The sequence below is a fragment of the Rathayibacter sp. AC182 genome (assembly GCF_979253875.1).
In genome coordinates this window covers 57,991-74,485 of sequence record NZ_CEEDEK010000005.1, presented here as the reverse complement: position 1 = coordinate 74,485, position 16,495 = coordinate 57,991, and the positions used below count along the sequence as shown (strand labels likewise).

Here is a 16,495-nt window from a genome sequence, read left to right as displayed (position 1 = left end):
TACGGGCAGTCGGCGTCGGGTCGGTCGGCCTCCGGGCCGGCGGCTCCCGGTCCGGATCGCTCCCGGTCCGATCGCCCCCGGTGCGGTGCCCGGCCAGCAGGCCCCGCCACCGCCGCAGTACAGGCCAGCAGTCTCCGACGCAGCCGCAGTACGGCCAGCAGACCCCGTACGGTCAGCAGAACCCGTACGCCGCGCAGTCCCCGCAGCCCTACGCCTCGCACCCGGTCGGCCGCCCCGCAGCCCCGCGACCCGAGCATCGTGAGGGCTCGACGCCGTGGATCTGGGTCGTCGTCCTGCTTCCGCTGCTCTCGGCGCTCTCGATCCTGCTGCTCCCGCCGGACCTCGTCGTCGAGCTCGGCGATGGAGCTCGGCCTACGGCCCGACGTCGTCGATGGGCGTGTCGACCCGCGTACCTCCTCGGCCTCGGCGCCGTGCAGGTCATCGGCTTCCTGATCTACGCGGCCGAGGTCGTCTTCGCGTTCCTCGACTGGCGCCAGCTCAAGAGGGCGGGATCCAGCGGCCCTTCCACTGGGCTTGGGCCTTCCTCGCGGCGCCCTACGTCTACGTGATCGGGCGCAGCGTGGTCGTGAAGCGCGTGACCGGCGGCGGGCTGCTGCCGCTGTGGATCCTCCTCGGCGTGATCGCGGTGTCGTTCATCGTCGGGATCGCCTGGGCCGGCGCCCTCCTGTCGGAGATGTCGCAGTCCTTCCCGTCGATGATGTACTGATCCCATGCCCTCGACGGGTCCGGTGAACGGCGACGTCTCGTTCTGGTGGTCCTCGATCGGCCGGTCGGGCCCGCGTCCCGCGCTGCCCGGACCACTCGACGTCGACGTGTGCGTCGTCGGCGCCGGCTACGGGTCTCTGGACCGCCTACTACCTGAAGAAGGCCGCGCCCGGGCTGCGGATCGCGGTGCTGGAGCAGCGCTTCGCCGGCTTCGGCGCGTCCGGTCGCAACGGCGGCTGGCTGACGAACGAGATCACCGGGGGCGTCTCCTCCTACGCCTGACGACGGCCGCGACGCGGTCCGACGAGTTCCAGCTCGCGGTGAACGGGACGGTCGACGAGGTGATCGCGGTCGCGCGCCGCCGGGGGATCGACGCCGACATCGTCAAGGGCGGCCGAGTACCAGGTCGCCCGCGGCCCGGCGCAGAAGCGGCGCCTCGAGGCCGCGGTCGCCGCCGCGCAGGCGCGCGCCCACACCGACGTCGAGATGCTCGGCGCCGCGGAGGCGTCGGCGCGCATCGCGGTGAGCGGCACCTCGGCGGGCATGTGGCACCCGCACTGCGCGCGCATCCACCCGGCGAAGCTCGCCGCCGGCCTCGCCCGCACCGTGGAGGCGCTCGGGGTCGTGATCCACGAGGACACGAGGGTCGACGAGATCCGTCCCGGGGCCGCCGTCACCGCACGCGGGACCGTCCGCGCCGGCGTCGTGCTGCGCGCGACCGAGGGCTTCACGGCGCAGCTCTCCGGCCACCGCAGGAGTGGCTGCCGATGAACTCGTCCCTCATCGCGACCGAGCCGCTGCCGGCCGCCGTGTGGGACGAGCTCGGCTGGGCGGGGCGCGAGACGCTCGGCGACCTCGCGCACGCCTACATGTACGCCCAGCGGACGGCCGACGACCGCATCGCGATCGGCGGCAGGGGTGCCGTACCGCTACGGCTCCGGCCTCGACGTCGACGGGGCGACCGACCCGCGGACTCTCGAGGAGGCTGCGCGAGGTCCTCCCGGGCTTCTTCCCGGTGCTGCGGGGCGTACGGATCGAGCACGTCTGGTCGGGCGTCCTCGGAGTGCCGCGCGATTGGCACGCGACCGTGGGCCTGGACCGGGCGACCGGACTCGGCTGGGCCGGCGGGTTCGTCGGCACCGGCGTCACGGCGACGAACCTCGCCGGGCGGACCCTGCGCGATCTGGTCCTCCACCACCTCGGCGCCGGAGAGCGCACGCCGCTGACCGGTCTGCCGTGGGTCGACCACCGCGTGCGGAAGTGGGAGCCCGAGCCGCTGCGCTGGCTCGCCGTGACGACGCTCTACACCGCGTACAGCCTGGCCGACGCGGCGAGGCACGGGGCGAGCGACGACGTCGCCGCTGGCGACCCTCGCCGACGTCGTCGCGGGCCGTCGACTGAGATCGGCGCACGAGCCGGGGAACTACGCCTCGCCGCGCTGGATGAGGCGCGAGAGCACGATCGCCGACCTCGTGTGGTCGACGTTCGGGGCGATGCGCACCTTCTCGAGCGCGAGCTCGGGCTGGGGATGTCGCGCGAGCGGATGTGCACGATCGCGTCGGCCGAGCCGGTGACCGTGCCCGCGTCGACGACCTCGGGGACGGCGGACAGGATCCGGCGCAGCTCGTCGGGGGCGACGGTGCCCCGGCAGAACAGCTCGACGTACGCCTCCGTCGCCATGCCGTCGACCGCGGGGTCGACCTTGATCGTGAAGCCGCGGATCACGCCGTCGGCCACGAGCCGGTCGACGCGGCGCTTCACGGCGGAGGCGGACCAGGCCGACCACCCCGCCGATGTCGCCGTAGCCCGCCCGGGCGTTCTGGCGCAGCAGATCGAGGATCTTCCGGTCGATGTTGTCCATGCGTCGAGCCTAGAGCGGAGCGGCCGGCGCTCCGGTCGCGCCTCAGGAAGTGAGGGTAGCCTTGCCTCTGCACGCGCACCGAGCAGGAGGAGGAGGAGGCCCCGTGCCCGCATTCCTCAGCGAGCTGGGCTTCGTGGAGCTGCTCGCCGCCCTGTTCGCCATCAGTCTTCCTCCGCGCCCAGGCCACCTACTGGCTGGCCCGCGCGATCGTGGCCGGCGCCGCCTCCCGCCGCTGGGGCCGGTGGCTCGAGTCGCCGCCGATGCGCCGCGCCTCGGCCGTCCTCGCCCGCTACGGTGCGCCCGCGGTCACCGTGAGCTTCCTGACGGTGGGCTTCCAGACCGTGCTGAACGCGGCGGCCGGAGCGGCGCGGATGCGCTTCCCCGTCTACCTGCTCGCGATGGTCCCGGGATGCCTCGCCTGGGCGCTCGTCTACGCGACCGTGGGGTTCGCGGTGCTGTGGGCGGTCGTCGGCGCCGCCGCCGGGTCGCCCGTCGGAGTCGCGGTGCTCGCGGCGCTCGCCGTCGCCGCGGTGACCGCGGTCGTGGTCCTGCGCCGCCGCGGAGCGTCCGCTCCTCGCGCTGAGTCGTTGCGGCGCCCAGCGTGGTCGTCGGCCACGGCGTCGACCGGGTCGCTCCGCGACCCCGGGACCGCTGCGGCGATCACTCCGGCGATCACTCCTGCGACCCCCTGGCGAAACCCCGCCCGGCTATATAGTTGCAGAAGGTCAATAGTTGATCCTCATCAACCAAGACCGCAGATGTCGAATCGAGGAGCCGTATGTCCCGCGCACAGCGCATCGCTCCGGAGGCCGCCGCCCCGGACCGTCACACCCCGCAGGCCCCGACGGGGCCATGTCGCACCGCCAGGTGCTCGAGTCGCTCAGCGGCCTGCTGCTGGGCATGTTCGTCTCGATCCTCGCCGGCACGGTCGTCTCGGACCTCGCTGCCGCTGATCATCTCGGACCTGAAGGGCGACCAGAACGCCTACACCTGGGTCGTCACCGCGACCCTCCTGGCGACCACCGTCTCGACCCCGCTCTGGGGCAAGTTCGCCGACCTCTTCAATCGCAAGCTGCTGATCCAGCTCGCCCTCGCGGTCTTCGTGATCGGATCCGCGGCCGCCGGCTTCTCGCAGGACACGAACATGCTGATCGTGTTCCGCGTCTTCCAGGGCCTGGGCGCCGGCGGTCTCGCCGCGCTGAGCCAGATCATCATGGCCGACATCATCAGCCCCCGCGAGCGCGGCAAGTACGCCGGCCTCTTCGGCGGCGTGATGGCCGTCGGCACCGTCGGAGGCCCGCTGCTGGGCGGCGTCGTCACCGACGCGTTCGGCTGGCGCTGGAACTTCTTCATCGCGCTGCCCGTCGCGATCGTCGCGATCGTGCTGCTCCAGGTGACCCTCCGCCTCCCGGCGCACCCCAGCGCACTGTCAAGATCGACTACTTCGGCGCGGTCCTCATCGCCGCCGGCGTCTCGCTGCTGCTGATCTGGGTCTCGCTCGCCGGCAAGAACTTCGAGTGGGCCTCGTGGGAGACCGCGCTCATGGTCGGCGGCGCCGTCGTGCTGCTGGTCTCCGCGGTGATCGTCGAGCTCACGGTCGACGAGCCGATCATCCCGATGGGCATGTTCACGAACCGCACCTTCAGCCTCGCGGTCGTCGCGAGCGTCTCGGTCGGCGTCTCGATGTTCGGCACCGCGGTGTTCCTCGCGCAGTACATGCAGCTCCGCGCGGAGCCACCCCGACGCAGTCGGGACTGCTCCACGATCCCGATGATGGCGGGTCTGCTGATCGCCTCGACGATCTTCGGCGGCATCATCTCGCGCACCGGCAAGTGGAAGGCGATCATGGTCTCGGGCGGCGTGCTCGCGGTCGTGGGCACCTACCTGCTGAGCACCCTGCGCTACGACACGAACCTGGTCCTCGTCGGGATCTACATGGCCGTCCTCGGCGCCGGCTTGGGCATGCTGATGCAGAACCTCGTCCTCGTGGTGCAGAACTCGATCGAGGTGAAGAACCTCGGAGTGGCGACCAGCGCGGTCACCTTCTTCCGCGCCTCGGCGGCGATCGGCGTCTCGGTCCTCGGCTCGATCCTCGGCACCGTGATCACCGATCGCATCGGCAGCGGCATCGCGGGCCTCGAGCCCGCCGACCAGGCGATCGCCGCCCAGACCCTGGGCAGCGGCACCATCCCGCAGGTCGCGACTCTGCCCGAGCCGATCCGCATCGTGGTCGAGAGCGCCTACGGCATCGAGGTCGGCGACGTGTTCCTCTTCAGCATCCCGCTCGCGGTCATCACCCTGATCGCCGTGATCCTGCTCCCGAACGTCGACCTCGGCACCAAGAACGCGATCCAGCTGAAGTCGGAGCCGACGAGCCCGTCGACCCGCACCGTCGAGGACGCGGAGGACGCGCTCATCGCGACCGCCGACGGCCAGGCGGGGCTGCGTCCGGTCGGCCAGGCCCGTCCGACCGGCTCGATCGACGTGGTCGAGCGCCACTGATGACTCCTTCCGGAGTCCTCGACGCCGCGCCGGGATCCGCTCCCGGCGCGGCGGTCGGCCCGCGCGCTGGCCGAGGTCGAGGAGCAGATCACCGCGCTCGCCGTCCAGGTGCGCAGCGCGGTGCGCGACGCGGCGGCCGCGATCGACCCGTCCCTGCCTCCGTTCGGCCTGCGGCTGCTGCGGATGCTGGAGCGCTGCGGCCCGGTGCACGCGAGCGTGGCGGCCGAGCGCCTCGGCGTCGATCGGAGCGTCATCAGCCGCCAGGTGCGGCAGCTCGCCGAGCTCGACATGCTCGAGATGACCGTGGACCCCGCCGACGGGCGCGCCCGGTTCCTCGCGCTCACCGCCTCAGGTCGCGAGCGCATGGCCGACCTCGGCGGAGAGCAGCGGCAGCGGATGCAGAAGGCGCTGCAGGCCTGGCCCGAGGCGGATCTGCTCGCCTTCGCCGGCTACCTCGAGCGGCTCACGACCGCGGAGTGACCGGGGGAGCCGCCGGGGGAGCCGCGATCAGCGTCGCGACCTGCACCACGAAGGCCCGGCGCCGCTCGCGCACGCCGTCGCCGCTCGAGCGGTCGGTGAACGGCGTCAGGTGCCAGATCTCGCACAGCCCGAGCAGGGCGATGAACACGTCGTCCGGTGCCCAACCCGCGTCGACCACTCCCGCCGCCTGCCACTCGCGCACGCGCGCCTCGGGCGCGGGGGTCGCGCCGAGCCGCTGGCTCGCCTCCTCCCAGCAGCCGGGGCCCTCGAGCCGCGCCCAGGTGAGCAGGCGGAGGAACTCGGGGTGCTCCCACACGTGGTCGAACATCCGCTCGGCGAGATCGGGGAGATCGACCGCCTCGGCCAGCAGGACGGTGTCGAGCTCCTGCAGTGCGCCGACCACCGACGAGACGAAGAGTCCGCGCTTGCCGCCGTAGTAGGCGTAGAGGCGCTCCTTGTTCAGCCCCGCGGACGCCGCGATGCGGTCGATCCGGGCGCCCGCGAAGCCGTGCGCGGCGAACTCGGCGATCGCGGCGCGCAGGATCCGCTCGCGGGCGGGCTCGAGAACCGCCTCGGACTTCTTCGCGCTCATGGGAACACCTCCGGCCGCTCGAACGTTACACTCGTCCGTGCCCAACCAACCAGTTGGGGTGGTTCGGCCTCGACGACGCGGCCCGGATCCGGACCCGCCGGTCCCGCTCCTGCCCCGTCCGAAAGGCTCCCTTGACCTCGCACGCCCCCTCCGCCGCCCCGGCGCCGTCGACCACTCCGCCGACGACCGCGCAGGCGCCCTCCCGCCGCTGGTGGGTCCTCGTCATCCTCGCGCTCACCCAGCTCGTCGTCGTCCTCGACGGCACCATCGTCAACATCGCGCTCCCCGAGGCCCAGCGCGACCTCGGCCTCTCCGGACGTCGAGCGCCAGTGGGTCGTCACCGCGTACGCCCTGGCCTTCGGCGCCCTGCTGCTGCTGGGCGGCCGCATCGCCGACTACACCGGACGCAAGCGCACCTACCTCATCGGCATGGTCGGCTTCGGCGCGGCGTCCGCGTGGGGCGGTCTCGCCTCCTCCGGCACCGAGCTGATCGCGGCCCGCGGTCTGCAGGGCGCGTTCGCCGCGCTCCTGGCCCCCGCCGCCCTCGCCCTGCTCACCGTCACGTTCCCCGGCGGGCGCGAGCGGGCACCGCGTTCGCCGTCTTCGGCGCGGTCGCCGGTGCCGGTGCCGCCGTCGGCCTCGTGCTGGGCGGCCTGCTCACGGAGTTCGCCGACTGGCGCTGGTGCCTCCTGGTCAACGTGCCGTTCGTCGTCGCGGGTGTCGTCGCCGGAGCGCTGCTCGTGACCGAGAGCCGCGCCGAGGGCCGCAACCGCTTCGACATCGCGGGCACGATCGTCGTCGCCCTCGGCCTCTGCGCCGTGGTCTACGGCTTCACCCTCGCCGAGCAGGGCTGGCTCCGCGTCGACACGATCGGCTTCCTGGTCGTCGGCGTGCTGCTCCTCGCGCTCTTCGTCCGCATCCAGGCGCGCTCCGATCACCCGTCGCTGCCGCTGCGCATCGTGGCCGACCGGGTCCGCGGAGGCGCGTTCCTCATCCAGGCCATCGTCGGCAGCGTCATGATCGGCTCCACCCTCTACCTGACGCTGCACCTGCAGATCGTCCTGGGCCTGCCTCCGCTGGAGGCCGGTCTCGCGAGCCTCCCGATGACCCTGACGATCATGGTCGTCGCCGGCATCGCGACCCGTCTGCTCCCGGTCGTCGGACCCCGCCTGCTGATGATCGCCGGGCCGATCATCGCCGCCGTCGGACTCCTCTACCTCGGCCGCATCACGGCCGACGGCGCCTACCTCGTGCAGGTGCTGCCCGCGCTGATCGTGCTCGGCGTCGGCATGGCCATGATCTTCGTGCCCGTGCAGAACCTCGCCCTGACCGGAGTCGCCGCGCACGACGCCGGTGCCGCCGGAGCGACCGCGAACGCCGCCATGCAGATCGGCGGCTCGGTGGGCCTCTCCATCTTCACGACGATCTACGCCGGCGCCGTCGGCTCCGCGCCCTCGCCCGCCGCCTTCGTCGACGGCTACTCCGCGGTCTTCCTCACCGCGGCCATCGGACTCGTCTTCGCGGCGGTCGTCGCGGCAACGATGATCCGGGTGAAGAAGGAGGAGTTCCTCGCGCAGGCTCCGAAGGAGGCCGTGGCCCACCTGGGCTGAGCCTCGGCCGAGCCCTCGGCTAGGGTGCTGCAATGCTCCCTCTGACCGAGGACGCGGTGCGCGCCTCCTTCGTGAACGCCTCGCGCAAGGAGGTCGCGGACCTCTCGCTGCCGGCCGGCTTCGACTCCCTCGACTGGGACTCGATCGATCTTCTCGGCTGGCGCGACAAGAAGATCGGGCGTCGCGCGTACGCCAGTCGTGCCGCTGGACGGCCGCGTCGTCGGCGTCCTGCTCAAGCAGGCCGACGCGCTGCCCCGCTCGCGGGCGCAGTGCTCGTGGTGCCGCGACACCCGGCTGCCGAACGAGCGTCGTCTTCTTCGGCGCTCGGAAGGCCGGCGCCGCGGGTCGGGCGGGCGACGCGCTCGGCACGCTCGTCTGCTCCGACTTCCAGTGCTCGGCGAACGTGCGGGCGCGTCCTCCGATCGCGTACGTCGGCTTCGACGTCGGAGGCAGCCAAGGCCGAGCGGATCGAGACGCTGCGTGCGAGATCCGCCGGTTTCGTGCGCGAGGTGCTCGCGACGGAGTAGCGCGCCTCAGCGCTCCGGGCGCCGCGTCGACGCCCGCACGTGCATCCGCTCGCCCTGGCGTCCGAACAGCGACAGGAACTCGACCGGCCTCTCGTCCGCCCGGCCGAACCAGTGCGGCACGCGCGTGTCGAACTCGGCGGCCTCGCCCGGGGGCGGCACGAGGTCGTGCTCGCCGAGTCGCAGCCGGAGCCGCCCGCTCAGCACGTAGAGCCACTCGAACCCCTCGTGCGTGCGCTGATCGAGGTCCTCGACCGGCAGCGGCAGCGGCCCGCCCGGGATCGTGTGCTTGAACGCCTGGAGCCCGCCGGCGTCGCGGCTGAGCGGCTGGATGAGCATGCCGTGCCGCCGCATCGGCCGCCCGTGCACGCGCGGATCCTCGGGCGCCGCTCCGACCAGCTCGTCCAGCGGTGCGCCGAGGGCGCGCGCGATCGGCAGCAGCAGCTCGAGCGTCGCGCGCCGCGCCACCGCTCTCGAGGCGCGCGACAGCGTGCTCGACGAGATGCCCGTCTCGGCCGACAGCGAGGCGAGGGTGCGGTCGCGCCGCACGCGGAGCCGGCGCAGGCGCGGGCCGACGGCGGCCAGCACCTCCTCGTCGGACGGCGGAGTGCTCTCGATCGGTTCGGCCATGCGACAGATCCTGGCAGAGACGCCCGCCGGTCTTGCCGGAACGGCACGGATTCCGGCCTCGGAGCCGAGGAGGGCGCACTCTCCGGAGCATGACGCACACCGACGCCCCCTCCGCCCGCCACCGCCCCGCCGACGTCCTGATCGTCGGCGCCTCCTTCGCCGGCCTCGCCGCCGCCACCGCTCTGGGCCGGAGCCTCCGCGACGTCGTCGTCATCGACGGCGGCCCTCCCCGCAACGCGCCCTCGCCCGGGGCGCACAACGTCCTCACCCGCGACGGCACGTCGCCCTCCAGCTCGCCCGGCTCGCCCGCCTCGAAACCGAGGGCTACGGCGCCCGCGTCGTCACCGGCGAGGTCGTCGCCGCCTCGAGCACCGACGACAGCGTCTCGGCGACCCTCGCCGACGGCACCGTGCTGCACGCCCGGCGGCTCCTGCTCGCGAGCGGAGTCGCCGACCGGCTCCCGGACATCCCCGGCCTCGCCCCGCGCTGGGGCCGCGACGTGCTGCACTGCCCGTACTGCCACGGCTTCGAGGTGCGCGGCCGGAGGATCGCGGTGCTGGGCAGCTCCTTCGCCCCGCACCAGGCGCAGATGTTCCGCCAGCTGAGCCCGCACGTCTCGATCCTGCTGAACGGCGACGAGGCACCCGAGGGGGAGGAGGCGCTCCGTCTCGCGGCCCGCGGCATCGACCTCGTCGCGGGCGCGGTCGAGGAGCTCCGGATCGAGGACGACCGTCTCGTCGGCGCCGTGGTCGACGGACGCCTCCTGCCGCTCGACGCCGTCGTCGTCGCTCCGGACGTCGCGGCCGCCTGCCGTCCGGTCTGGGCCTCGAGGCTCGTCGACCACCCCCTCGGACGTCGCGCGGCACCTCCCGGCCGACCCCATGGGCCGCACCGGCGTCGACCGCGTCTTCGCCGCCGGCTCGCTCGTCGAGCCGATGGCGCAGGTGATGGCGGCCGCCGCCGACGGCCTGCGGGTGGGCGCCGCGATCAACCACGACCTGATCGAGGAGGAGATCGCCCTGGCGCTGAGCGAGCACGCCGCCTAGCGCCGCCGGTACTCCAGCTCCGGCCGCCCGGCGAGCCGTGGCGCGGCGCGCGCTCCGCGACTCCGGTGTCGGCCAGGTGCTCGAGGTAGCGCCGGGCCGTGACCCGCGAGATGTCGAGGCGGGTCGCGAGCTCGGCCGCCGAGAGGCCGACCTCGCCGAGCAGCGCGGTGCGACTCGAGGGTCTGGGCCGAGGCGCCTTGGCCAGGCCCGGCGCGTTCGAGGTCCGCAGCGCCGCGAACGCGCCGTCGACCTCGTGCTGGCTGGCGACGGCCGAGCCGTGCAGTCGCCCCCGGTAGGAGCGGTAGCTGGCGAGCTTGCCGCGAACGTGCTGAAGACGAACGGCTTGATCAGGTACTGCACGATCCCGGCGGCGACGGAGGCGCGCACCACGGCCGCGTCGCGCACGGCCGTGATCGCGATCACGTCGACGTCGAGCCGCCGCGCACGGCACGGCAGAGGTCGAGCCCGCCCATGTCCGGCAGGTTCATGTCGAGCAGGATCAGCGCGATGGCGGAGTCGGCCCGCAGTGCGCGGATCGCCTCGGCTCCGGTGCCGGCGACCGCCGCCACCTCGAAGCCCTCGACCCGGCGGACGTAATCGGCGTGCGCGCTCGCGGTGAGCGGCTCGTCCTCGACGACGAGCACCCGGATCGGGTCGGTGCCGGTCACCGTGCCGCCTCCGCCACGCGCGCGGGCAGCGGCAGCTGCGCCGTGAACACGGCTCCGACGTGCCGCGACACCTCGATCGTCCCGCCGAGGGGCGCTGGACGACCTGCTGCACGAGCGCGAGCCCGATGCCGCGGCCGAACTCGTCCTGCTCCTTCGTCGAGTAGCCGCGCGCGAAGACGTCCGCCGTCTCCTCGACTCCCGGGCCGCTGTCGGACACCTGGATCACCAGCTCCTGCTCGCCGCCCGCGCCCTCCGCGTGGCCGAGGTAGACCTCGACCCACGGCTCGTCGGCGCCGTCTGGAGCCGCGGCCGCGTCGAGCGCGTTGTCGATCAGGTTGCCCAGCAGCGTCACGAGGTCGCCCGGGTCGAAGCCCTGCGTGCCCGGCTCGAGGTGGGTCTCGAGGTGCAGCTCGACGCCCCGCTCGCGCGCCTGCGCCGTCTTGCCGAGCAGGAGCGCCGCGATGACCGGCTCCTGCACCGAGGTGATCAGCCGGTCGGCGAGCCGCTGGCTGAGTGTGAGCTCGCCGGCCGCGAACGACAGGGCCTGCTCGGGCCGGCCCAGCTCGATGAGCGAGGCGATGGTGTGCAGGCGGTTCGAGAACTCGTGGGTCTGCGAGCGCAGGGCGTCCGAGAGGGTGCGCATCGACTCCAGCTCGCCGGTCATCCGCTGCAGCTCGGTGCGGTCGCGCAACGTCGTCACCGTGCCCAGCGGCCGCGCACCGGCGGAGGCGGCCGGCTGCTCCGTGACCACGAGGATCCGCTCGTGGGCGACGACGAGGCGGTCGGTCACCGGCTCGTCCGAGCGGAGCAGCTCGCGCAGCGCCTCGGGGATGTCGAGGTCGGCGATCGGCACCGGGGTGCGGACGCCCTCGAGGCCCAGCAGCTCGAGCGCGTGGTCGTTGGCGAGCACCGGCGCCCGCGGTCGTCGACCAGCAGCAGTCCCTCGCGCACCGAGTGCAGCACCGACTCGTAGTAGGCGAACACCTGGCTTCATCTGCTCTGACCGCGCCCGCCGGTCACCCGCCGCAGATAGCGGGCCAGGAGCCAGGAGCCGAGCCCGCCCAGCAGGACCGCGCCGAGCGCGCCCCACGCGACGACCTGCACCCGGTTGCCGAACGAGGCGTCCACCGCCTGCAGCGTGACTCCGGCCGAGACCAGCGCGACGATCTCGCCGCTCCCGTCGAGGATGGGCGCGACCGCGCGCACCGACGGCCCGAGCGTGCCCGGTGTAGGTCTCGGTGAAGGTGCGGCCCTCGAGCGCGGGGGAGATCGTGCCGATGAACGGCTGCCCGATCCGCTCGCGGTCGCGGTGCGTGTACCGGGTGCGGTCGGGGTTCATGATCGTGAGGAAGTCGACGCCCGTGTCGGCCATGATCGCCTCGGCGTACGGCTGGAGCGAGCGCGACGGATCCGGCTCCTGCGTCGCCTCGACGACGAACGGGTTGTCGGCGACGGTGCGCGCCACCACGAGGCTGCGCTCGGCGGCGTCCGCTCCGGCACGACCGCGCGCGTCGACGGCGAGGACCGCGACCGCAGCCGCGGCGATCAGCAGGATGCACAGCAGCTGCACCGCGAAGAGCCGGGCGGCGATGCTGCCGCGGGGTCCGCGGTCGCTGCGGAGGCGCGGGGTGCGCTCTCGGGGCATCGCGACCTCCTCGTCACGTCTCGCGGCGTCCGCACCGATGCGCGTGGTCGCGTCGATCCGCGTGAACAGTATGAACGCAACCGCGGCCCCGGACTCCGGCGGGGCCACCATCGGAACGTCCCGGAGCGCTCGCCGCACCGGCCCCCCACCTCACGGACACCGCACGACCCTCCCTCGACGAAGAGACAGGACACGCTCATGGCGAAGACGCCCGGACGCCCCTCCGACCGGTCCGGCAGTGACCGGCTCAGTCCCGCGGTCACCCCCGCGAAGACCCGCAAGCGGATCGACCGCAACCACTGGCTCTACATCGCGGTCATCATCGCGGTCGTCGCCGGCGTCATCGTGGGTCTCGTCGCCCCGGCCTTCGCCGCGACGCTCGAGCCCGTCGGCAAGGCCTTCGTGGGCCTGATCAAGATGATGATCGCGCCGATCATCTTCTGCACGATCGTGATCGGAATCGGCTCGATCGCCAAGGCCGCGACGGTCGGCAAGGTCGGCGGACTGGCGCTGGGCTACTTCATCGTGATGTCGACCTTCGCCCTGGCGATCGGCCTGGTCGTCGGCAACATCCTGCACCCGGGCGAGGGCCTGGACATCTCGGGCGCCGAGTACGACACGAGCGACCTGAAGGCCGAGACCACGTCGGAGTTCGTCCTCGGCATCATCCCCGTCTCGCTGTTCTCGTCGCTGGTCGACGGCAGCATCCTGCAGACCCTCTTCGTCGCCCTCCTCGTCGGCTTCGCGCTGCAGAAGATGGGCGCCAAGGGCCAGCCGATCCTCGGAGCGATCAAGCAGCTCCAGGTTCTCGTGTTCCGCATCCTCTCGATGGTGCTCTGGGTCGCCCCCATCGGCGCCTTCGAGCTGATCGCCGCGGTCGTCGGCAAGACCGGCTGGGGTGCGGTCGTCGCCCTCGCCACCCTGATGATCGGCTTCTACGTCACCTGCGCGATCTTCGTGATCGTGATCCTGGGCCTGCTGCTGCGCCTGGTCACCGGCGTCAACATCTTCTCGCTGATGAAGTACCTCGGCCGCGAGTACCTCCTGATCGTCGGCACCTCCTCCTCCGAGGCCGCCCTGCCGCGTCTGATCGCCAAGATGGAGCACCTCGGAGTCTCCAAGCCCGTCGTCGGCATCACGGTCCCGACCGGCTACTCCTTCAACCTCGACGGCACCGCGATCTACCTGACCATGGCGTCGCTCTTCATCGCCTCGGCCACCGGCTCGCCCATGTCGATCTCGAGCAGATCGGGCTGCTCCTCTTCATGATGATCGCGTCGAAGGGAGCGGCGGGCGTCACCGGCGCCGGCCTCGCCACCCTGGCCGGCGGCTCTGCAGTCCTTCCGCCCCGACCTGGTCGACGGCGTCGGAGTCATCGTCGGCATCGACCGGTTCATGTCGGAGGCCCGTGCGGTCACCAACTTCACCGGCAACGCGGTCGCCACCCTGCTCGTCGGCACCTGGACCAAGCAGGTCGACACGACCCAGGTCCGCGAGGTCCTCGCCGGCCGTGCTCCGTTCGACGAGGCCTCCCTTGGCGCCGACGACCACGACGCCCCGGCCGCCTCCGGCACCTCGATCACCGAGGGCATCGCGTCGATCGACGCCTCGGAGCGCGCCCAGCTCGCCGGCAAGCGCTAGGCACCGCGCGCCCCACGACGACCGCCCCGCTCGAGGAACCGACCCCCTGGGTTCCTGGAGCGGGGCGGTTCGTGCGCAGGCGGCGGCTCGGCAGTGGTGGATCCCGATACCGCAGCTGCGCGGGCTGCTCGATCAGCACCAGTGGGCGCGAATCGACTCGAATCGGGCCGCGCGCGGCCGTCAGCCCCGAGTCGCGACCACTCGCCATCCCTGTGCTGGTCGAGCAGCGCCCTGCGCGAGGGTCGATCCCCACCTGCTCCCGGACACGGGGATCCCGATACCCCCGCTGCGCGGGCTGCTCGATCAGCAGGGGATCGTCAGTCCGCGCGCCGCCCCACTCCGAGAAGCGGCAGCGTCACGGTGCAGAGCGGGCCGATCAGCACCGCGAAGGCGAGGGTGCCGAACCCCACGTTGCCGCCGAGCGCCCAGCCGATCAGCAGCACCGTCGCCTCGACTCCCGAGCGGCCCACTCCAGATGGGCAGCCCCGTGCGCCGGTGCAGCCTCGTCAGCGAGCCCGTCGCGCGGGCCGGGGCCCAGGTGGGCGCCGATGTAGATCCCGCTCGCGACGGCCAGCAGCATCGAGTCCCGCCGAGAAGAGCAGGATCTGCCCCCACAGCGCCGCGGGCGTCGGGATGAGCCACATCCCGAGCTCGATCGCGGGCCCCACCGTCAGCACGTTCAGCACCGTGCCCAGGCCCGGACGCTGCCGGAGCGGGATCCACAGCAGCAGCACCAGCAGGCCGATCACGTTGGTGAGCAGTCCGATTCCCAGTCCGGTCTGGCGCGAGAGGCCCTGCGCGAAGACGGTCCACGGATCCACGCCGAGCGACGCCCGGATCATCAGCGTCGGCGACGCCGTAGAGGACGAGCCCGGCCATCAGCCGGGGAACGGCTCGGATCCGCCACTGTCCGAGCGGAACGGGAGCGTCGAGGGGCGCCGGGGCGGTGAGGGGCGGGAGGCGGGCGAAGCGGTCACAGGGCCATCCCACCGCAGGATTGGCCTTCCGCGCGCGGTCCAATCCGGCTACCTTGGACGCATGGCTGATGTCCACTTCGGCGTGCGCGCCCTGCAGACCCTCCTCGGCGACTGGCGGGAGCAGCGCGGCACGCGCCCCGCGTACCTGGCGCTCGCCGACCGCATCCGCCTGCTCGGCATCGACGGCCGCATCCCGGCCGACAGCCGCCTCCCCGCCGAGCGCAGCTCTCGGCCCGCCTCGGGGTGAGCCGCACCACGGTCGCGGCCGCGTACCGCGAGCTGCGCGAGAGCGGCTACCTGGTGAGCGTGCGCGGCTCCGGCGCGTGACCCGCCTCCCCGGAGCCGCGGTGCACGCGGTGCCGACCCTCGCACCCGACTTCCTCGACTTCACCAAGGCCGCGCTGCCGGCGGTCCCCGAGCTCGGCGAGGCCTACGTCCGCGCCGCCCGTCCGTGCCCGAGCACTTCGACGAGGGCTCCTACGACACCGTCGGGCTGCCGTCGCTGCGCCGCGCGATCGCCGAGCGCTACACGAAGAGGGGGCCTGCGCACCGAGCCCGGCCAGATCATGGTGACCATCGGAGCGCAGCACGCGATCGCCCTGGTCGCGCGCACCCTGCTCTCGCGCGGCGATCGTGCGCTGATCGAGGCGCCCACCTATCCGCACGCCTACGAAGCGCTCCGCCTCGCGGGCGCCCGGCTCGTCCCGGTCAACGTCGACGGCGCCGACGGCTGGGACGACGAGGGGCTGATCGCCGCGCTGCGCGGCACCAGCCCGACGCTCGCCTACCTCATGCCCGACTTCCACAACCCGACGGGCCGGTCGATGGCTCCGGAGCTGCGCGAGCGCGCGATCGCCGCCGCCGCCCGGCAGGGCACGGTGATCATCGCCGACGAGACCACCGCCGAGCTCGACATCGACCGCCGCATGTCGCCGCTGCCGTTCGCTTCGTACGGGCCGGAGGGCACGGTGATCTCGATCGGCTCCGTCGGCAAGACGCTGTGGGGCGGCATCCGCATCGGCTGGATCCGCGCCGACCGCGGCACCATCCGCAAGCTCGTCGCGGCTCGCTCGGCCGGCGATCTCGGCAGCCCCATCCTCGAGCAGCTCCTCGTCACCGACATGCTCGGCCGGATGGAGGGCGTGCTCGAGCTGCGCCGCGCCCGGCTGCGCGCCGGGCGCGACCACCCGCAGAGGCGGCGCTCGCGCGGGCGATCCCGGAGCGGGAGCGTCCCGCGCGTCTCGGGCGGACTCTCGACCTGGGTCGGTCTCGGCCGCCCCGCGAGCTCGCAGCTGGTCTCGCCGCCCGCACCTCGGGGCTGCTCATCACGGCGGGCCCGAGGTTCGGGATCGACGGAGCGTTCGAGCGGTTCCTCCGCATCCCCATCGGCTACTCGCCCGAGACGACGGACCGTGCGGTCGAGGCGCTCGCCGAGGCGTGGGCGCAGGTCGCGCGGCACCCGGTGGCCGACACGGGGTACCTGGCCGACGTCGTGTGAGGACGCTGTCGTGCGAGGGCGCCGTGGGAGCGCTCTCACCGGCTGGGAGCACACCCGCATCATCCTGAGGAACGACGAACACTCAGTCGGCTGAT

General features: G+C 72.9%; 15 protein-coding genes and 8 pseudogenes. 15 read left to right on the top strand and 8 right to left on the bottom strand.

Translation table 11 applies throughout. The annotated features are described in order from the left end of the window. The first annotated feature begins 80 nt into the window (after positions 1–80). The 3 genes from AC0CII_RS10340 to AC0CII_RS10330 are packed head-to-tail and all read left to right on the top strand — an operon-like array spanning position 81 to position 1,952. Complete coding sequence (locus tag AC0CII_RS10340; protein WP_465231091.1) at positions 81–569, top strand: hypothetical protein; 489 nt, start codon at positions 81–83, stop codon at positions 567–569. Continuing rightward, on the top strand, positions 566–727 hold the full coding sequence (locus AC0CII_RS10335) for a hypothetical protein (protein WP_465231090.1): 162 nt from the start codon (positions 566–568) through the stop codon (positions 725–727). The genes AC0CII_RS10340 and AC0CII_RS10335 overlap by 4 nt, the downstream gene beginning before the upstream one ends. A gap of 4 nt (positions 728–731) precedes the next feature. Further along, positions 732–1,952: a hypothetical protein gene (locus AC0CII_RS10330; protein WP_465229368.1), complete on the top strand. Its 1,221-nt coding sequence runs from the start codon at positions 732–734 to the stop codon at positions 1,950–1,952. A gap of 197 nt (positions 1,953–2,149) precedes the next feature. On the opposite strand, the pseudogene AC0CII_RS10325 reads toward AC0CII_RS10330, so the two are convergent. Continuing rightward, positions 2,150–2,587 (bottom strand): annotated as a pseudogene (locus AC0CII_RS10325) (Lrp/AsnC family transcriptional regulator). A 209-nt stretch (positions 2,588–2,796) separates the two neighbouring features. Here AC0CII_RS10325 and AC0CII_RS10320 point away from each other — a divergent pair. The 4 genes and pseudogenes from AC0CII_RS10320 to AC0CII_RS10305 all read left to right on the top strand — a co-directional run. Further along, positions 2,797–2,973, top strand: a pseudogene (locus AC0CII_RS10320) (DedA family protein); the annotation flags it as partial. Between the two features lie 392 nt (positions 2,974–3,365). Beyond that, the gene (locus AC0CII_RS10315) at positions 3,366–4,073 is read left to right on the top strand and encodes an MFS transporter (protein ID WP_465229367.1); all 708 of its coding nucleotides are present in this window, start codon (positions 3,366–3,368) and stop codon (positions 4,071–4,073) included. A 56-nt stretch (positions 4,074–4,129) separates the two neighbouring features. Further along, positions 4,130–5,089 (top strand): MFS transporter, encoded by a 960-nt coding sequence (locus AC0CII_RS10310; RefSeq protein WP_465229366.1) that lies wholly within the window; start codon positions 4,130–4,132, stop codon positions 5,087–5,089. 108 nt (positions 5,090–5,197) lie between these two features. Then, complete coding sequence (locus AC0CII_RS10305; protein ID WP_465229365.1) at positions 5,198–5,569, top strand: MarR family winged helix-turn-helix transcriptional regulator; 372 nt, start codon at positions 5,198–5,200, stop codon at positions 5,567–5,569. Here the strand turns inward: AC0CII_RS10305 and AC0CII_RS10300 are convergent. Next, entirely contained in the window at positions 5,553–6,161 is a 609-nt protein-coding gene (locus AC0CII_RS10300; RefSeq protein ID WP_465229364.1) for a TetR/AcrR family transcriptional regulator, read from the bottom strand. The two genes, AC0CII_RS10305 and AC0CII_RS10300, sit on opposite strands and share 17 nt — an antisense overlap. Positions 6,162–6,512: 351 nt before the next feature. On the opposite strand from AC0CII_RS10300, the pseudogene AC0CII_RS10295 reads away from it, so the two are divergent. The 3 pseudogenes from AC0CII_RS10295 to AC0CII_RS10285 form a co-directional block, all read left to right on the top strand. After that, positions 6,513–7,771, top strand: a pseudogene (locus tag AC0CII_RS10295) (MFS transporter). 32 nt (positions 7,772–7,803) lie between these two features. Continuing rightward, positions 7,804–7,953, top strand: a pseudogene (locus AC0CII_RS10290) (FBP domain-containing protein); the annotation flags it as partial. Beyond that, positions 7,905–8,144: pseudogene (locus tag AC0CII_RS10285) on the top strand (hypothetical protein); the annotation flags it as partial. The pseudogenes AC0CII_RS10290 and AC0CII_RS10285, both read left to right, overlap by 49 nt. A gap of 160 nt (positions 8,145–8,304) precedes the next feature. Here the strand turns inward: AC0CII_RS10285 and AC0CII_RS10280 are convergent. Next, positions 8,305–8,925, bottom strand: a complete 621-nt coding sequence (locus AC0CII_RS10280) for a cupin domain-containing protein (RefSeq protein ID WP_465229363.1) — start codon at positions 8,923–8,925, stop codon at positions 8,305–8,307. On the opposite strand from AC0CII_RS10280, the pseudogene AC0CII_RS10275 reads away from it, so the two are divergent. Next, a pseudogene (locus tag AC0CII_RS10275) lies at positions 8,924–9,655 on the top strand (FAD-dependent oxidoreductase); the annotation flags it as partial. The gene AC0CII_RS10280 and the pseudogene AC0CII_RS10275 sit on opposite strands and share 2 nt — an antisense overlap. A gap of 257 nt (positions 9,656–9,912) precedes the next feature. On the opposite strand, the gene AC0CII_RS10270 reads toward AC0CII_RS10275, so the two are convergent. The 3 genes and pseudogenes from AC0CII_RS10270 to AC0CII_RS10260 all read right to left on the bottom strand — a co-directional run. Continuing rightward, positions 9,913–10,422 (bottom strand): HTH domain-containing protein, encoded by a 510-nt coding sequence (locus AC0CII_RS10270; protein WP_465229362.1) that lies wholly within the window; start codon positions 10,420–10,422, stop codon positions 9,913–9,915. After that, positions 10,391–10,615, bottom strand: a complete 225-nt coding sequence (locus AC0CII_RS10265; RefSeq protein ID WP_465230866.1) for a response regulator — start codon at positions 10,613–10,615, stop codon at positions 10,391–10,393. The genes AC0CII_RS10270 and AC0CII_RS10265 overlap by 32 nt, the downstream gene beginning before the upstream one ends. Before the next feature lie 175 nt (positions 10,616–10,790). Further along, positions 10,791–12,284, bottom strand: a pseudogene (locus tag AC0CII_RS10260) (sensor histidine kinase); the annotation flags it as partial. Positions 12,285–12,482: 198 nt separating this feature from the next. Between AC0CII_RS10260 and AC0CII_RS10255 the strand changes: the two are divergent. Beyond that, a pseudogene (locus tag AC0CII_RS10255) lies at positions 12,483–13,925 on the top strand (cation:dicarboxylate symporter family transporter). A gap of 317 nt (positions 13,926–14,242) precedes the next feature. Here the strand turns inward: AC0CII_RS10255 and AC0CII_RS10250 are convergent. Together AC0CII_RS10250 and AC0CII_RS10245 are read right to left on the bottom strand one after the other, a co-directional pair. After that, positions 14,243–14,368: a hypothetical protein gene (locus AC0CII_RS10250; protein ID WP_465229361.1), complete on the bottom strand. Its 126-nt coding sequence runs from the start codon at positions 14,366–14,368 to the stop codon at positions 14,243–14,245. 63 nt (positions 14,369–14,431) lie between these two features. Beyond that, positions 14,432–14,767 (bottom strand): DUF6198 family protein, encoded by a 336-nt coding sequence (locus AC0CII_RS10245; RefSeq protein WP_465229360.1) that lies wholly within the window; start codon positions 14,765–14,767, stop codon positions 14,432–14,434. 196 nt (positions 14,768–14,963) lie between these two features. Here AC0CII_RS10245 and AC0CII_RS10240 point away from each other — a divergent pair, with 196 nt between their 5' ends. The 3 genes from AC0CII_RS10240 to AC0CII_RS10230 are packed head-to-tail and all read left to right on the top strand — an operon-like array spanning position 14,964 to position 16,494. Further along, complete coding sequence (locus AC0CII_RS10240; protein ID WP_465229359.1) at positions 14,964–15,149, top strand: hypothetical protein; 186 nt, start codon at positions 14,964–14,966, stop codon at positions 15,147–15,149. Continuing rightward, entirely contained in the window at positions 15,146–15,229 is an 84-nt protein-coding gene (locus AC0CII_RS10235) for a hypothetical protein (RefSeq protein WP_465230865.1), read from the top strand. The genes AC0CII_RS10240 and AC0CII_RS10235 overlap by 4 nt, the downstream gene beginning before the upstream one ends. After that, positions 15,226–16,494, top strand: coding sequence for an aminotransferase class I/II-fold pyridoxal phosphate-dependent enzyme (locus tag AC0CII_RS10230; RefSeq protein ID WP_465229358.1), 1,269 nt, complete (start codon positions 15,226–15,228; stop codon positions 16,492–16,494). The genes AC0CII_RS10235 and AC0CII_RS10230 overlap by 4 nt, the downstream gene beginning before the upstream one ends. Position 16,495: the final 1 nt, after the last annotated feature.